Annotated in this window: 13 protein-coding genes; 11 read left to right on the forward strand and 2 right to left on the reverse strand. The window is 68.2% G+C overall.

Annotated features, from left to right (window positions below; all coding sequences use genetic code 11):
- Positions 1–11: 11 nt before the first annotated feature.
- A complete protein-coding gene (locus K1X59_RS03270) occupies positions 12–1,052 on the forward strand; it encodes a glycosyltransferase family 4 protein (protein ID WP_183151852.1) in 1,041 nt (346 codons plus the stop codon).
- On the opposite strand, the gene K1X59_RS03275 is transcribed toward K1X59_RS03270, so the two are convergent.
- Positions 1,009–2,079 carry a glycosyl transferase gene (locus K1X59_RS03275; RefSeq protein WP_258567051.1) on the reverse strand — a complete coding sequence of 357 codons (1,071 nt, stop codon included), beginning with the start codon at positions 2,077–2,079 and terminating at the stop codon, positions 1,009–1,011. The two genes, K1X59_RS03270 and K1X59_RS03275, sit on opposite strands and share 44 nt — an antisense overlap.
- 4 nt (positions 2,080–2,083) lie before the next feature.
- A complete protein-coding gene (locus K1X59_RS03280; protein ID WP_258567052.1) occupies positions 2,084–3,040 on the reverse strand; it encodes a glycosyltransferase family 2 protein in 957 nt (318 codons plus the stop codon).
- 187 nt (positions 3,041–3,227) lie between these two features.
- Between K1X59_RS03280 and K1X59_RS03285 the strand changes: the two genes are divergently transcribed.
- The 10 genes from K1X59_RS03285 (at position 3,228) to K1X59_RS03325 (ending at position 16,576) form a co-directional block, all read left to right on the forward strand.
- Entirely contained in the window at positions 3,228–4,181 is a 954-nt protein-coding gene (locus K1X59_RS03285) for a glycosyltransferase family 2 protein (protein ID WP_244632365.1), read from the forward strand.
- Entirely contained in the window at positions 4,172–4,891 is a 720-nt protein-coding gene (locus K1X59_RS03290) for a CDP-alcohol phosphatidyltransferase family protein (RefSeq protein ID WP_183151853.1), read from the forward strand. Before K1X59_RS03285 ends, K1X59_RS03290 begins: the two co-directional genes overlap by 10 nt.
- Positions 4,888–5,502, forward strand: coding sequence for a hypothetical protein (locus tag K1X59_RS03295; RefSeq protein WP_183151854.1), 615 nt, complete (start codon positions 4,888–4,890; stop codon positions 5,500–5,502). The genes K1X59_RS03290 and K1X59_RS03295 overlap by 4 nt, the downstream gene beginning before the upstream one ends.
- 178 nt (positions 5,503–5,680) lie before the next feature.
- Entirely contained in the window at positions 5,681–6,232 is a 552-nt protein-coding gene (locus K1X59_RS03300; protein ID WP_183151855.1) for a DUF4352 domain-containing protein, read from the forward strand.
- A gap of 125 nt (positions 6,233–6,357) precedes the next feature.
- On the forward strand, positions 6,358–10,566 hold the full coding sequence (locus K1X59_RS03305) for a PKD domain-containing protein (protein ID WP_244632366.1): 4,209 nt from the start codon (positions 6,358–6,360) through the stop codon (positions 10,564–10,566).
- 74 nt (positions 10,567–10,640) lie between these two features.
- Positions 10,641–11,045, forward strand: coding sequence for a hypothetical protein (locus K1X59_RS20720; protein ID WP_244632367.1), 405 nt, complete (start codon positions 10,641–10,643; stop codon positions 11,043–11,045).
- Positions 11,046–11,056: 11 nt separating this feature from the next.
- The gene (locus K1X59_RS03310; RefSeq protein WP_183151856.1) at positions 11,057–12,355 is read left to right on the forward strand and encodes a hypothetical protein; all 1,299 of its coding nucleotides are present in this window, start codon (positions 11,057–11,059) and stop codon (positions 12,353–12,355) included.
- A gap of 56 nt (positions 12,356–12,411) precedes the next feature.
- The gene (locus tag K1X59_RS03315; protein ID WP_183151857.1) at positions 12,412–13,764 is read left to right on the forward strand and encodes a polysaccharide biosynthesis tyrosine autokinase; all 1,353 of its coding nucleotides are present in this window, start codon (positions 12,412–12,414) and stop codon (positions 13,762–13,764) included.
- Between the two features lie 227 nt (positions 13,765–13,991).
- Complete coding sequence (locus tag K1X59_RS03320) at positions 13,992–14,759, forward strand: hypothetical protein (RefSeq protein WP_220173935.1); 768 nt, start codon at positions 13,992–13,994, stop codon at positions 14,757–14,759.
- On the forward strand, positions 14,735–16,576 hold the full coding sequence (locus K1X59_RS03325; protein ID WP_220173936.1) for a right-handed parallel beta-helix repeat-containing protein: 1,842 nt from the start codon (positions 14,735–14,737) through the stop codon (positions 16,574–16,576). The genes K1X59_RS03320 and K1X59_RS03325 overlap by 25 nt, the downstream gene beginning before the upstream one ends.
- Positions 16,577–16,582 lie beyond the last annotated feature (6 nt).

The following is a 16,582-nucleotide window of genomic DNA, read 5'->3' on the forward strand; positions in this document are numbered from 1 at the left end:
ATAGTTGGCTCGTGGAATCCGGGGGCGGGCCCGCGTTGTCTCTCACCTGGGCGCATCGTGCCGAACAGTCGGCGCACGCCTGGGAGCAGAGCCACGCCAGGGGAGACGTCCCGAGCATCTGGCCCTACGGACTGGATGCGCTGCGCGACCACGCTGCCGTCGAGGTGGTCGATCTCCCCGCACCGGGGCGTCTCGCTCGCGCGAGGGCGCGCCTGTCGATGGGGCCGCGCCCGGTCGACGGCCTCGCAGTGACCTGGGACGAGAACACCGCCTACCGCATGCAGACTCTGCACCCGCGCGCTCGTTTCGCCACCGGAGTGATCTGGCTGACCGACATGATCGCGGACGGGAACGTGCCTTCGCAGCTGATCGCGATGCTGAACCGAGCCGAGGCGGCGTGGGTGCTCAGCGAGGCGCAGGTGGAGCCTCTTCGCCGCGCGCTGGGACCTCGTGGGCCCCGGGTGTTCGCCGTGCCGTTCGGCATCGACAGCGACTTCTTCGGGCCGAAGCCGTATCCGGACCGGCCGCGCATCGTCAGTGTCGGGAACGACCGGGACCGCGACCCTGCCACCCTCTACGCCGCGCTCGCTCGGGTGCTCGCTGTCCGTCCCGAGACCGAGGTGATGGTGCAGACTCGGTCGGATCTCGTTCCGCCCGAGGGCGTGCGGGTGGTGCGGAACATGCCCCACGCCGAACTTCGCGACCTGTATGCGACGGCGAGCGTCGTCGCGATTCCGACCAGACCGAACCTGCACGCATCGGGGATGACGGTGGCCCTCGAGGCGCTCGCCACCGCACGCCCGGTCGTGGTCTCCGCGACACCGGGCATGGAGCAGTACGTGAGCGAGGGCCGCACCGGACGTCTGGTGCCCCCGGAGGATCCTGCCGAGCTCGCCCTGGCGATCCTGCGTCTGCTCGACGACCCCGTGAGCGCGGCTGAACTGGGGCGCAACGGACGGCTCGAGGTCGAACATCGCTTCACCACGCAGATCATGGTCGCCGCGCTGGTCAAGGGCCTGCTGCACCGGGTGGAGCGCGAAGGCGTCGTCTAGCTCTTCGGCGCGCGTTTGACCGCGACGGCCGCACGGAACGCGTCCCGGTGCGCGGGGCCGGCATCCGCCCACTCGCGTCGGGAGAGATCGGGGACCCTGTCAGCGCCGATGCCGCGCGCCACGCTTCGACGACCGCGGCGGCGTCGAGGTCGCCGTCGTACATGAGCACCCACTCGGCTCCCACCTCGCGGGCGAGGGCCTCGTTCGCTTCGTTCCGCGGCACCAGCACCGGGCGGGCCATCGACAGGGCGGCCAGGACGCTGCCCGAGTTGTGCATGAACCGGTACGCCAGCACGATGAGGTCGGACGAGGTCGCGAGCTGGACGAGTTCGGCGTCGCTCAGGAAATCGAGGTGCAGCTCGACGCCGGGAAGGCCCGCGGTCCGCGTCCGGAGGTCGTCTCCGAGGTCGGGGGTGGAAGGGCGCCCGCCGATCTTCAGGCTCAGCGTCGGCTCGGTCGTGACAGCCTCCGCGTAGGCGTCGATGAATCCTTCGAGACCTTTGTAGCGGCGCACCCCGCCGAACGACCCGAGTCGACCGGGCACCCGCTCCGCGGACGGGAACTTCGCGTACCAGTCGCGGTAGTGCCCGTGCAGGATCAGGCTGTGCGGTGTGCCGGGCGGGAGCGGGGTCGTCTCGTTGATGACGATCCGGTAGTCGGTGTGGCGGTCGATGAAGCGCAGCAGCCAGAGCCGGGGGGCGTTGTCATCCGGGAGCTCGATGTTGTGCACCGTGCGGACGACGGCGATCCGCCGGGACAGGCGGTGTCGGAACACGAGCGCCGTGGTGAGGAGGAACTTCCCGGTGGACTTCCACCACGTCGAACCGTGCAGCTTCGCCTCCGGCCAGTGCCAATGGAAGGCGTCGTACCTCCCGAACAGTGCCGTCCCCCACGAGAAGCGCAGACGGGTGAGCCCCTCGGTCGCGCCGAGGGCCTCGTCGAGCATCTTGTTGTACGGGTTCGTCGTCGGTCGCGGTGCGCCGAGCGACTGCATCACGCGGATGGTCGATCCGGGATCGGTGGTCATGGTGTCATCCTCCGATGGGCGACGGTATTCGTCGTAGCGGCGGCCGAGGGCGGCGGCGATCGTGCCGCGGCCGCGGTGAAAGAGGCGCGTGCCTCTGGCGTGATGCGTGATGTTCGAGGTGAGTGCGCCGAAGGTCCTGCGCAGACCGCCGACGACGATCCGCGCAACGCCTCCCAGCAGCGCGCACGCGGAGGGCCATGCGCCGGAATCGCCCTTCCGTGAGCTGGAGCTGGATCCGGGTGCCGGCGTTGGCTGAGCTGAACGCGCGCTGCGCTGCCCACCCTCGGCTGAGCCGCGCGGCGACGACCAGGTCTTCGGTCTCGGACTCGTTGCACCACACGATCAGACCGCCCTGATGGGCAAGCTGCCGGGAGAAGAGGGTGTCCTCTCCGCCGCCGAGTCCCAGCGACTCGTCGAAGCGGAGTCCTCGTCGTCGTATGGCGCGGAGGTCGAGCAGGAGATTCCCTGCCGCGGCGACCTGGAGGACGGTGCCCGTCTGCCTCGGCGGGCGCCGGAAAGTCCCGGATGCGAGCAGCCAGGGATCGACGTCGTCGTCGAAGACGGAGATCACGCGGCCCATGACGGCGTCGGCCCCGTGCTCCCGCCACACCGTGAGGAGCGAGGAGAGCCAGGTCTCCCGGGGGATCTCGTCATCATCGATGAAGGCGATGAGGTCGCGGTCGGCGCACTCGTCCAGGAGACGGTTGCGAGCGGCGGCGATGCCCGCCGTCTGCTCGATGACGTACCGGACGGGGATACCGGCGCGCGCGGCCACGTCTCGAGCGGACCCTTCAGGGTCGTTGTCGACCACCAGCACGTCGATCTCGACGCCGAGGTCGGCGCACTCGGCGATGCGGGCGGGAAGCGTCTTGAGCAGAGCGTCCAGCAGTTCCGGCCGACGATACGTCGGCACGCCGATCGTCACAGCGATCACGTCGCGCGATTCCGGTCCCCTGGTCATCCGCCCCCCATGGCAGTAGTGCGCCTCGACTCCGACGCCGGCTCATCGTATCGTGAACCTCTGGAGCGGTGTCGGGCGACGGCTCTCGCGTATAGTCGTTCTCCTGGGAGTCGACGCCGGTCGCGACTCCGGGGAATTCGACCGGCGACCCGAAGCGATCCGTGAGCAGGATCGGGGGGAGGACCGCGTGTCTATCGTGCACGGACGGCTGGCTGTGGTCGTCGTGAACTACGCGTCAGCGGGCTTGCTTCAGCGCAATCTCGTCGTGGTCGAGCGTGAAGCGCGGGCGGTCGCATCCGACGTGCGGGTGATCGTGGTCGACAACTGGTCGAGCGCCGAAGAGCGCGACGCCGCGAGAGAGATCGCGGCAGCCCAGGGATGGACGCTGATCGAACCCGACACGAACTCCGGGTTCGGCGGTGGCGTGAACCTCGGCGTGACCCATGCGCTCGCGGATGGGGCGAGCGACGTCCTCGTGATCAACCCGGATGCCCACATCGACCGGGAGTCCCTGCGCCGTCTCGCGGAGACCACGGCAGCCTCGCGCACCACGCTCGCATCGCCGGTCATCTCGGACTCCGACGGACGGACGTGGTTCGCCGGCATCGACCTGCTGCTCGACGACGGCACGATGCGGGCGCGGCGCAAACGCGTCAGCGGCGACCCGCAGCCGTTCGAGCCGTGGCTGAGCGGGGCGTGCCTGTGGATCACGCGCGAGCTGTGGGATCTCGTCGGCGGCTTCGACGACGACTACTTCCTGTACTGGGAGGACGTCGACTTCTCCCGGAGGGTCGTGTCGGCGGGAGGCGCCCTGGCGCTGGTCGAGGATGCGAGCGCCGTGCACGACGAGGGCGGGACGCAGCGGGTCGAGCCCGAGGTCTCCCGAGCGAAGTCGGAGGGCTATTACTACTACAACATCCGCAATCGGATGCTCTTCGCTGTGCGCCATCTCGACGATGCGGGCGTGCAGCGGTGGCGTCGATCCATCCCGCGGACGGCTCGCGAGGTGATTCTCCGCGGAGGGCGCCGGCAGCTGATCCAGTCGCCCGCACCGATCCGCGCCTACCTCCGCGGTGTGCGGGATGCGCGTCGGATCGCACGGAACAGGGGAACGGACGAGAAGGGCAGCACATGGTCGTAGACGCCTACCACCGTCTCGCGCGGGCGCAGAAGGGGCACGCGCGAGGAGCACCCGCATACTCGGTGTACGTGAACCGTCGGATCGGCAGGGTGCTCGCTGCGGTCGCGTACCGGATCGGGTTGACGCCGAATCAGGTCTCGATCATCAGTGCCGTCCACTCCTTCATCGCGATCGGACTCATCGCCTTCGGGCCCGTGAACGTGCCGATGGGCATTCTGATCGCGGTGCTGCTCGTCCTCGGCTACGCCTGGGATTCGGCAGACGGACAGGTCGCGCGACTCCGCGGCGGCGGCAGTCCGCAGGGCGAATGGCTGGATCACTTCATCGACACGATCAAGATCGCCTCCCTTCACCTCGCCGTGCTGATCGGGCTGTACCGCGTGCTTCCTGAGGCGTCGCTGCTGCTGCTGATCCCGATCGTGTTCAGCATCGTCGCCACGACCACCTTCTCCGGGATGCTCCTGAACGACCTCCTCAAGGGCAAGCACGCCGTGGCGTCGACCCATGAGCGCGGGGGCGGGACGCTGGTGCGCTCGCTCATCCTGCTGCCCACCGATTTCGGCCTCGTCTGCCTGGTGTTCCTCCTCTGGGGATGGACCCCGGCGTTCCTCGTCGGGTACGCCGCACTCTGCGCCGCTGCCGTCCTGTTCCTCGCGCTCGCCGCGGTGAAGTGGTTCCGCGAGATCGGAAGGCTCGGTGCGGCCGCATGAGCGGTGAGAGCATCCTGGTCGTCTGCGCGGCCAACGTCTGCCGCTCGCCGTTGGCCGAGCTCGCGCTGCGGCGCGGTCTCGGCGCCGACTCGTCGATCGCCGTCAGCAGCGCGGGTGTGCGGGCGAATCCCGGAGATCCGATCTGCGCGATGGTCGCGTCGCGCCATGACGACGAGGCGTGGCAGACGCAGGCGCGGGCGCACCGCGCGAGGGAGGTGACGGTCGAACTCATCGAGCAGTCCAGCATCGTCCTCACGGCATCGCGCGACATTCGCGGCGAACTGGTGCGGCTTGCTCCTCGTTCCCGCGACTGGATGTTCACGTTGAAGGAGGCGGCGCATCTCGGCAGCGGCTTCTCGTCGTCCGCTCCCGACCGCGTGGCGGAGTATGTCGCGCACCTCGATCGTGCGCGCTCGAGGGCGGTTCCGCTCGCGACGACGACCGGAGTGAAGGGCCGCGTCCGGCATCTCTTCGGCGGCCGGGCGACGGCCGACCCGAGCAGCATCGCAGACCGGCACGGCAGTCGAGGGCACGGCGAGACGATCGCCGAGGTCGAGGCGGCCGTCGCAGGCATCCTCGCTCAGCTCGGTGGACACCGTCGTCATTCCTGAGAACAACCTTGTGGTTTTGCGCTCCTCGCATTATCGTTAGCCGATACCGCGTTCTGCGCGGGTGAAGGGGAACCAAGGCCGAGGGGGCCTTGGATGGGGATCTGGGTTCTGGGGAGCTACAGTGTTCAACGTTTCATCATGCCGTTCTGGGGACGGCACATCGCGATCAGTGCGCACGATGCTCGTCGCACCTCTGGTCGCGCTCGTACTCGTCGTGGCAGGCTGCACGGCGGCGCCCGACGCGGCGAAGACTCCGGCACCGGAGGGCACCAGCACCACCGACTGGACGCCTCCTGCCGACACAGACGCGGCGGGGCCCACCGAGGCGCCCACGCTGACCGAGGAGAGCGGGGCACTCGACGCCCCCGTCTCCCTCTCGACCGACATGGTCGTCAAAGTCGACAAGATCTCGACGACGACCATCAAGCCTGAGACTCCCGGCGAGTACGCCGGTTCCGCCGTCGTCGTCACCGTCTCGGTCACCAACGACTCGAAGAAGGCGCAGAGCATCGATTCGGCGGTCGTCAATCTGACCACCGACGACGGAGATGTGGGAGTGGCCACGACGGCCGGGCCGAACGAACCGCTCTCGGGCGAGGTCGCGGCCGGCGCCGAGGCGACCGGGACCTACGTCTTCATGCTCGATCCGATCAAGGGGCGATCCGTGAAGATCAGCGTCAACTACGCCGCGGGTGAGCCGGTGGCCACCTTCGCAGGCACGCTTTCCTGAGGCGCACACCGACTTTTTCTTTTACGCAGTTCCATCGTTCGTCTTTTGCAACACAGCACTTTTTCAACTTCATATTCATTTAAGTTCCGGCGGCTGGGGAGTCACTAATGGGGAACAAAACGACCATGGGTCGCGCACGTAGCGCGCTCGCATCTGTCGTGACGGCGGCGTTGCTCGTCGCAGGCATGACGACACTGGGCGCGCAGGCCGCGTCGGCGGATGTTCCGCCGACCGTGCCGCCGTTGTTGCAGCGAGACGACAATGTCGTCACGTCGGATCCGATTCCGACGGTGCAGATCGACAACGGCTACGTCTGGGCGCAGACGATGATCGGCTCCACCGTGTACGCGGTGGGCAAGTTCGACAACGCCCGTGCGCCACTGGCGGTGCCGGGAACGAGCCTGACAGCGCGGTCGAACGTGCTCGCGTACGACATCAACACGGGGCAGCTGCTGTCGTTCGCTCCGCAGGTGAACGGCGTGATCAAGGCGGTCGCGGCCTCGCCCGACGGCAGCCGCATCTACATCGGCGGATCCTTCAACGCGGTCAACGGCCAGACACGATGGAACTTCGCCGCTCTCGATGCCGTCACCGGACAGCTGGTCCCCGGGTTCTCCCCGTCCATCGGCGGCAGCGGGGTCTATGCCCTCGCCACCTCCGGGTCGAGTGTCTTCGTCGGCGGCCTGTTCACACAGGGCAACGGCACCGCGCGCAAGAACCTCGCCGGGTTCAACGCGGCCAACGGCGCACTGCTCAACTGGGCGCCGCAGACCGATCTCCAGGTCGACGCGATGGTGATGGACCCCGCTGGGCAGAACGTCATCGCCGCAGGTCGGTTCTCGCAGGTGAACGGCGACCTGACGATGCGCGGCACAGCGGCACTGGACAAGACGACCGGTGCCCTCGACACCGCATGGGCGCTGCCGCAGACCGTGAAGAACGGCGCGGGCACGGGCGGCAACACCGGCAAGGCCGGCATCTTCGGTCTCGCCGCCGACGCCACCGCCGTCTACGGCACCGGCTGGGTGTACGCCGACGCGGCGACGGGCAACCTGGAGGGGACCTTCGCCGCCGAGGCCGGCACAGGACAGGTCCGCTGGATCGCGGACTGCCTCGGTGACCACTACGGCGTGTACTCGACCGGAAAGGTCGTCTACACGACGAGCCACACGCATGCGTGCGGCACCATGGGTCTGCACCCGGAGCAGAACCCGCGTACACACCGCTACTCCGAGGCGTACACCGCTGACGCCCGCGGAACGTTGGGCAACCAGCCCGCCGCAGGCGGCACCTACAAGAACTGGGCGGGAACGCCTGCACCGTCGCCCTACGCATGGACGCCCGACTGGGCCGTCGGCGTGACGACGGGAATGGGCCAGGCCGGTCTCTCCATCACCGGAGCGGGCAACATGATCTCGATCGGCGGCGAGTTCCGATCGGTCAACAACGGTCGCTTCGAAGGCCTCGTCCGCTTCTCGACGAACCCTCCGGCCGGAGCGAAAGACGGCCCCCGGCTGTCCGGCGCCAACTGGACAGCCTCAGCGCAGTCGTTCATTCCCGGACGCGTACGCGTGTCCATTCCCGCCAACTGGGATCGGGACGACCTGACGCTCACCTATGAGCTGCGCCGCACGGGCACGACGGCTCCTGTCGCCACCAAGACCGCCGACGCGACCTGGTGGAACCGACCGACGATCACTCTCGAAGACAAGACAGCTGCTCCGGGAACCACCCAGGAGTACACGGTCGTCGCGAAGGACGGCAACGGGAACACGGTCAGCAGCCAGGCCGTGAGCGCGACGGTGACGGCGGGCGCAGCCTCGTCCTATGTCGACGCCGTGACCGCTGACGAGCCGCAGCTGTACTACCCGCTCGGCACCGCCGCGCAGGACTGGGCCGGCGCCAACACTCCGGTCTTCGGGTCCGGCGTCTCGACATCGACATCGGGTGTCGCGAACACCGCCACCGACGCGTCGACGTTCACGGGAACATCGACAGGGCGAGTGGCGACCACGAACAAGGCCGCCGTGTCCGCGGAGTACTCGACCGAGCTGTGGTTCAAGACCAACACCACCAACGGCGGCAAGCTGATCGGCTACGGATCTGCGGCTTCCGGTGATTCCACCAGTTACGACCGCCATCTCTACATGACCAACAACGGTCGGCTGGTGTTCGGCAACTACGACGGCAGCACACGGACGATCCAGAACAACACCGCTCTCAACAACAACGCATGGCACCATGCCGTGGCGACGCAGAGCGCTGCCGGCATGAAGCTCTATGTCGACGGTGCGCTCGTCGCGTCCGACGCGGGAGCGACAACGGCAGAGAACTATCTCGGCTACTGGCGCATCGGTGGGGACAACCTCACCAGCTGGCCGTCCGCCCCGAGCTCCAAGTACTTCAAGGGGGCGCTCGATGAGGTCGCCGTGTACCCGTACGCGTTGACTCCGGCTCAGGTGCAGACGCATTACGGCATCGGCAAGGGCTTCCAGGCCCCGACCGCGGCATTCGCGGCGACCGCGACCGACCTCGACGTGGCGTTCGACGCCAGCACGTCGGCGCCGGCAGGCTCGGCGACGATCGTCGGATACCTCTGGGACTTCGGTGACCAGTCGCCGACGGCCACGGGGGTGACGGCCGCGCACACGTATGCGGCGAGCGGAACCTACACGGCTCGACTCACCGTCACCGACAGCAACGGACTCGCGTCGACGACCGAGAAGCAGATCGTCGTCGAGGCGGCGAACGTGCTCCCGACGGCAGCCTTCGAGGTGACGGGAACAGGACTCTCGGTCTCGGCCGATGCGTCCGCGTCCACCGATTCCGACGGCACGATCTCCTCGTACGCGTGGAACTGGGGCGACGGATCGACCTCGACCGGACAGGTGGCCAGCCACGTGTATGCCACGGCAGGGACGCGTACGGTGACGCTGACCGTCACGGACAACCGCGGCGGGACCGCATCGACGACGCGTCAGGCCGTCACGACGCACGCGAACCCGGTTGCGACGTTCACCTCGACTGCTTCCGGCCTGAGCGTGAACGTCTCGGGCTCCGGCTCGAGCGCGTCCGACGGAGCGACGCTGGCGTACTCCTGGAACTGGGGTGATGGAACCGCCGCCGGAACCGGCGTCACCGCGGGTCACACCTATGCTCAGGCGGGGAACCATGACATCACGCTCACGGTGACCGACAGCCTCGGCGGGTCGGCGACCGTCACGAAGACGGTGACCGTCCAAGCGCAGGTCTTCGCAGCATCCGACTCGTTCGGCCGCGTCGTCTCCAGCGGATGGGGTGCGGCAGACGTCGGTGGCACGTGGGCGCCGATGAGCGGTTCGGCCGCGGTCACCTCCGTCGCAGACGGCGTGGGCAAGATCAATCTCACTCCTGGTGAGACGCGCGAGATGCTGCTGCAGGGCACGTCGCTCCTCGACACCTCGGGGCGGGTGAGCTACACCCTGGCCTCCGGGCCCTCGACGGGTGTCGCCTACGAGGGACTCGGCGCACGCCGATCCGGTTCGAACGGCTACCGCGCACTCGCGTGGCACCGTGCCGACGGGACGACGTGGCTCGTGATCCACCGCAACGGCACGGCGATCGCCAGCACCGCGGTCTCCGGCCTGAGCTGGGCCGCCGGCAGCAGCTTCACCCTGGCGATGGAGACGACGGGTTCCACGACCACGACGATCCGCGCCAAGCTGTGGGCCGCCGGGTCCGCTGAGCCCGCCAACTGGCAGCTCACGACCACCGACGCGACTCCGGCCCTGCAGGTCGCGGGCGCGCCGACGGTGTTCTCGTACCGGGCCGGCAGCGCGACGGGGACCAACAACGTGAGTTTCGATGACTTCACGCTGAAGAACCTCGGCGCAGCGGCTCCGGATCCCGAACCCGAACCCGAGCCCACGAACGTCGCGCCGACGGCTGCCTTCTCGGCGACCGCCACGGCGCTGACGGTCAACGTCGACGGCACCGCGTCGACCGACTCGGACGGCACGATCGCGTCCTACGCCTGGAACTTCGGCGACGGATCCACGGGGACGGGCGCGACGAGCTCGCGGACCTACACCACGGCGGGAACGTACACCGTGACGCTCACGGTGAAGGACGACAAGGGTGCGACCCACACGGTCACCAAGCCGGTGACGGTCACGGCGCCCCGGTCGACCCGGATCCCGATCCTGAGCCGGAGCCCGCTCCGCTCGCGAGCGACGAGTTCGATCGCACCTCGGGTCCTGGGTGGGGCAGCGCGGTCACCGGCGGCGCGTGGACGATCGCCGGCGGCTCGCAGGCGGCGGCCACGGTCGCGAACGGCCAAGGCAAGCTCGCCCTGATCGCGGGAGACACACGCCACGCGACGCTCAACACCACGTCGATCGGCGACGCGATCCTCGAGACGCAGTTCCGCGTGGACCAGGCTCCGGCCGCGGGCGGGGCGTACATCGGTGTGATCGCACGCCAGACGGCGGCGGGCAAGTACTTCGCCCGTGCATGGCTCCGCCCTGATGGCGCCATCTGGCTCGTCGTGCATCGCGAGGGCACCGTGCTGCTCACGCAGGCTGTGCCGGGTATGACCTGGGCCGCGAACACGTCGTACAGCCTGAAGGTGTCCGTCACGGGTACCACGTCGACGGCGATCTCGGCCAAGCTCTGGGCCACGGGTGCCGCGGAGCCGGCGAACTGGCAGATCAACGCCACCGATGCGACTCCGCTCGCCGCAGGTGCCGTGGGTCTGAGTGGAAACCGGTCAGGGAGCGCGACCGCTCCGCTCGGGGTGACATTCGATTCGTTCCGGGTCACCGCGCCACTGTAAGATCCTGACGCATGGCCACTGCTGTACCGATCGTGCTGCTCGCCGTCGGTGCTATCGCAGCAGTGGCCATCGTCGTGTTCGGGCTTCGGCTGCTGCCCCGCACGGCCTTCGTCGCCTGGGCGTGCGTGCTCTTCTTCGTTCCGCTCTGGGTCGGCGTCAACGTCGGTTTCTACTGGGCGGCGATCACCCTCCTGACCGCCTTGATGATCCTCGTCAACTGGTCGGTCGTCCCCTTGCGTGCTGCGGATGCGTGGGTGGCCGTGTTCGTCATCGTCATCGTCGGCCTGTACGCCTTCGATTCGGTCGATCTCGCCTCTCTCGTCGCGGCGATCCTCGAGTGGGTCATCCCGTACGTCTGGGGACGGGTCGTGCTCGCGCGCGTCTCGCCGGAGTGGGTGACCTCCACGATCGCCGTGATCGCGATCGTCGCGGCCGTCCTCGGCACGATCGAGTTCTTCACGTCTTTCAACCCCTTCGTCCTCATCCCCGGCTCCGGAGTGATCTACGACACCTGGAGCCCGCTGCAGGAGCGCGGCGGCGTGCTCAGGGTGGAGGGCGCATTCGGCCACTCCATCGCGCTCGGCGCCGCCTTGGCGATGTCCTCGGCGTTCGTGGTCGCGACCAAGTGGCGCCTGCTGCCGAAGATCGCGGGTGTCGTGATCATCGCGGTGGCGACCGTCCTCACCTTCAGCCGGGCCGGCCTGCTCACGCTCGTGCTCACGCTCGTGCTCTCGACCTTCCTCCTCGTCGGCGTCTCGACGCGCTTCCGGGTGACCGTCGCGATTGCGGGCGTCATCGGCACGGCCATCGTCATCCCGATCATCGACACCGTCTTCGGGGCGGCGGGAGAGGAGGCCGGCGGCAGCGCCGACTATCGGACGGACCTCCTCGTGCTTCTGAAGCAGGTGCAGTTGTTCGGCAATCCGGGGGACTGGCATTCGTTGGTCTCCGGCGACTACTACCTCGGCTACTTCGCGCGCTCGGTCGACAACGCCCTCGTGCTCACCCTGCTCCGATACGGCTACGTGCCGACACTCCTGATCATGGCAGCCATCGTGTGCGCCGCGTGGGTGACGACGCGGAGGTCGACGCGCAGTCCCGCCTCCATCGCCGTGGTCGGACAGCTGCCGAGCCTTGTCGTGGTGGCCCTCATCACGCAGTACAGCATGTTCCTCTGGTTCTGCGTCGGACTGGCGATCACGTGGGCTCGCGACGCCGATATGCTGCGCAGTCCACGCGGTGAGCCGGGTGAGGCCCAGCTCGGGGCATCCGATACGCTGCATGCGCCGCTGCCGCGTCCACAATCGTGAGGTCGGCGAAACGAACACTCCTCTAGAATCGAAGTCTCAGGGGGGAATGGGGAATCATGGGCGAAAGCCGGGTCAGTCTGCGCGTCATCGCCAGTTCGCTGCGCAAATTCTGGTGGATGATCGTGCTCTGCGGCGTCGTCGGAGCGGCGGGATCCTTCGGGTACGCCTCGTTGCAGACGCCGCTGTTCCAGGCGACGACCTCGCTCTACTTCGCTCTCAATCAGGGGACCAGCGCGTCCGACCTCAACCAGGGCTCTGTGTACACGCAGAGCCAGATGCTCTCGTTCGCCCAGCTCGCCACCAGTTCGCGCGTGCTCGAGCCCGTCATCGACGAGCTCGACCTTGATACGACGCCGAAGGCTCTCGCGCGCGACATCGAGGTGTCGATCCCGCAGAGCACCGTCACGTTGCGCGTGACCGGGACCGCCGATGATGCGAAGGCATCGGCCGAATTGGCGGATGCTGTGGCCGCTCAGCTCATCATCGTCGTCAAGGACGTGGCTCCCAAGAACCCCGAGGGTGAATCGACCATCACGGCGGAGGTCATCGACGACGCCGTCGTACCCGAGTTCCAGTTCACACCGAGCAAGCCGCGGGATGCCCTCCTCGGCGGCTTCCTGGGCGGCGTCCTCGGCCTCGCGGTCGCTGTTCTGATCGGGGTTCTCGACACTCGCGTCCGCAACGAGGAGACGCTCACCCAGGCGGGCGGTGATCCGGTGCTCGGTGTCGTCTCGAAGTCCTCGCTGCTCGCTACGCGGGGCATCGCAGTGGCGCAGGAGCCGCTCGGTCACACGTCGGAGGAGTTCCGGCGCATCCGGTCGGCGCTCGCATATGCGAACGTCTCATCGCGGGTGAAGGTGCTGCTGGTCACGTCCGGCATGCCCGCCGAGGGCAAGTCAACGATCTCGGTCAACCTGGCCATGACGTTGGCGGGCCTGCGCAACTCCGTGCTGCTCATCGATGCCGACATGCGCCGTCCGCGCGCGCATGAGCATGCGGGTATCGATGGCTCGATCGGGTTGACCAGCGTGCTGCTCGACGAGGTGGACTTCGAGGTCGCCAAGCACAGCGTCGCCGACAGCACCCTCGACATCCTGCCCGCGGGCACGGTGCCGCCGAACCCGGCAGAGCTGCTCACATCGTCGCGTATGGCGCAGCTGCTCGACTTCGCCGCGGCGGAGTACGACTACGTCGTGATCGACTCGCCGCCGACGCTCAGCGTCGCAGACGCCAACCTCTTCGCGACGCAGACCGACGGCGTGATCCTCGTCGTCGATGCGACGAAGACTCGCCGCGCGGCCTTGGCGAAGAGCATCAAGTCGCTGGAGTCCGGCGGCGCGCGCATCCTCGGCACCGTGCTGAACCGCGCCAAGCCCGATCGGCATCGCAGCGAGTACTACAGCGACTGATCAGCTGTTCCTGCCGAGGCGATCCGTGGCTCCGGTCGCGCATAATATCGGTTTACGGGCGTTCTGGTTTGTCTTTTGCCCCGCGAGCCGGTTACTCTTCATGAGTTGCGAGGGGGACTCGCACGTGCCGCTGGGGTTGAAACTGCGGCGTGGCGGGTCGGTCTGAATCTGCCCCAGAAGACGGTGACATCGTGTTCTTTCCCCTCCCCTCTGCCGCGTCATCTTCGATGACCTCCTCTCCGCACCGGCGAATCCGCGTCCGGACCGCTGCCGGCGGCCTCGCCGCAGTCCTCGCGATCACAGCGGCGATGACGGCGGTGCCGGCACTGGCACACGCCGACGCTTCGCCGACGGCGACGTCCGCCGTTGCGGTCACAGACATTCCCGTCGTCGACGACGACATGGACCGCACGGTGAGCACCGGCTGGGGCTCCTCGGCTGACGGTGCGTGGTGTGTGATCGAGGGCGCATCCAGCGTCACGGGCGACCAGGCGCTTCTCGCGAGCCGGGCACCGGGCATCACCGCCAGGGCGACCACGGAAGGCGTCGCGGCCACCGATGTGACCAGCCGCTTCTCGCTCACGGTTCCCACCCTTCCTGTGGGCGGACCGCTCTATCTGGCGCAGGCGGTCCGAGTGTCCGGACACGACTCCTACGGCGTGCGGGTGCGGGTGCACCCGGACGGCTCCGCCTACCTCTCGATCGTTCGGCTGACCGATCTGACGGCCGTGGACAGTCTCGCCGAGCGCCGTCTCCCCTTGACCGTGTCGAACGGGAGCACCCTGAACGTGGCGCTCAGCGTCACCGGCACCGACCCTGTCGCCCTGTCGGCGAAGGCATGGCCTGCGGATGCCGAAGAACCCGCCGACTGGCAGGTCTCGCACACCGACTCGTCTTCATCGCGCATCCAGAGCGAGGGTGGCTACGCATTCGCGCTCTACACCTCGACGGGGCGCGAGCCGCGGTGCCGGTGGGCATCGACGACGTGTTCGTGACGACGCCGGCACCGGCTCCCGCGCCGGAGCCGACGGCGGCTCCGGAACCGACGGCCGCACCGGAGCCGACGACCGCTCCGGAACCGGCACCGAGTCAGACGCCTGTCCCGGCGCCGACCCCGACCGACCCGGTCGTGCCGTCGACGCCGGGCGCAGTGACCAGCGAGAACGGTGCCGGATCTCCCGGTTCGTTGTCGTATCCCGTCCCTGCGGGAGCTGTGTACGCCGCCCCGACCGGCTCGGATGAAGCGGCAGGGACGCTGAGCGCGCCGGTCAAGACCATCGCGGCTGCGCTGAGCCGGGTCGCCGACGGGGGCACCATCGTGCTTCGTGGCGGCACATACCACGAGCAGGTCATCATCCCGCCGCAGAAGCGGGTCACCATCCAGCCGGCCGCGAACGAGTCGGTCTGGCTCGACGGGGCCAAGAGCGTCACGGGCTGGAAGGCCAGCGGGAGCACCTGGGTGGTCGACGGATGGACGACGTCCCTCGATTCGAGTCCGACCTACGCTCAGGGGGCGCCGGATAACACCACGCCCGGCTGGCAGTTCGTCAACCCGGCGTATCCGATGGCCGCGCACCCCGATCAGGTCTGGGTCGCGGGCACGCAGTTGCGCGAAGTCGCGTCCGCAGCGAAGGTCACCACGGGGACATTCTTCGTCGACGATGCGGCGAAGCGTCTCGTGATCGGCACGAATCCCACGGGCAAGAGCGTCGAGGCGAGCGACCTCACGCAGGCGCTCTCGATCCGTTCCGTCGGCACCGAGATCCGTGGTATCGGCGTACGCCGCTATGCCACCAGCGTTCCGCAGATGGGGACGGTGATCGCCGCTGCGGCCGACGTCACCCTCACCGACGTCACGATCCGGGACAACTCGACCACGGGCTTCTACTCGTGGTCCCCGGGCACCACACTGACGCGGGTCTCCCTGATCGGGAACGGACTCCTGGGTGGCGGCGCCTCGCGGGCGGACGGCCTCACCGTGAACGACATGCTGTCGGTCGGCAACAACAGCGAGCACTTCAACGCCGCACCGGTGTCTGGTGCCTTCAAGGTGACGCGAACCCACGATGTGACGGTGAAGAACAGCTCGTTCACCCGCAACAACGGCGCGGGCCCGTGGTTCGACGAGTCGGTGGTGGGCCTCACCTTCACCGGGAACAATGTCACGGGCAACACGGGTGATGGTCTCCTCGTCGAGCTGTCCGAGCATGCCGTCGTCGCCGACAACGTGATCGCACAGAACGGCGCATTCGGCCTCTACGTCCTCAACTCGGGCGACGTCGACATCTGGAACAACACGTTCGCCGGCAACGGGAACCGCAACATCAACATCGCACAGGACGCACGCCGCCCCAGCGACCCGGGCGCGCCCGGGGTGGATCCGTTGGCGCCATGGATCGTCCATGACGTCGTGATGTCGAACAACATCCTCGCGAAGAGCGCCGGCAATTGCCTCGTGTGCGTGCAGGACTTCTCGTTGCGATACACCGGGTCTCAGATGGTGTCGAGTGTCGAGGGCAACCTGTACCACCAGGCCACGTCCGACGCCCCGACGTGGTTCTCGGCATGGTCCCGGGGGCCCGTATCCAAGGATCCGGCTGTGACGGAGACCCTCGACGCGTTCCGGGCGGCCACCGGCAACGACAAGCGCTCGACCTGGGTGGTCGGCGCGGATGTCCTCGCCGCGGACTACACACTGCTCCCGGCGTACGCGACCGGACAGGCCTCTGTGGCGGTTCCGGTGCCGTCCGCGATCGCGTCGGTATCGCGACTCCCCGCGGCCAGCGCGACCCTGGGGGCCCTGCCCCGGTGACGATGT

The sequence above is a fragment of the Microbacterium sp. Se5.02b genome, assembly GCF_019464375.1.
Taxonomy (GTDB): Bacteria; Actinomycetota; Actinomycetes; order Actinomycetales; family Microbacteriaceae; genus Microbacterium.

Bases quoted from the DNA above. Each gene is read 5' to 3' on its own strand.
- K1X59_RS03290 (WP_183151853.1), top strand. From the start codon at position 4,172: ATGGTCGTAGACGCCTACCACCGTCTCGCGCGGGCGCAGAAGGGGCAC.
- K1X59_RS03320 (WP_220173935.1), top strand. From the start codon at position 13,992: ATGACCTCCTCTCCGCACCGGCGAATCCGCGTCCGGACCGCTGCCGGC.
- K1X59_RS03305 (WP_244632366.1), top strand. From the start codon at position 6,358: ATGGGTCGCGCACGTAGCGCGCTCGCATCTGTCGTGACGGCGGCGTTG.
- K1X59_RS03280 (WP_258567052.1), bottom strand. From the start codon at position 3,040: ATGACCAGGGGACCGGAATCGCGCGACGTGATCGCTGTGACGATCGGC.
- K1X59_RS03295 (WP_183151854.1), top strand. From the start codon at position 4,888: ATGAGCGGTGAGAGCATCCTGGTCGTCTGCGCGGCCAACGTCTGCCGC.
- K1X59_RS03315 (WP_183151857.1), top strand. From the start codon at position 12,412: ATGGGCGAAAGCCGGGTCAGTCTGCGCGTCATCGCCAGTTCGCTGCGC.
- K1X59_RS03310 (WP_183151856.1), top strand. From the start codon at position 11,057: ATGGCCACTGCTGTACCGATCGTGCTGCTCGCCGTCGGTGCTATCGCA.
- K1X59_RS03300 (WP_183151855.1), top strand. From the start codon at position 5,681: ATGCTCGTCGCACCTCTGGTCGCGCTCGTACTCGTCGTGGCAGGCTGC.
- K1X59_RS03275 (WP_258567051.1), bottom strand. From the start codon at position 2,079: ATGACCACCGATCCCGGATCGACCATCCGCGTGATGCAGTCGCTCGGC.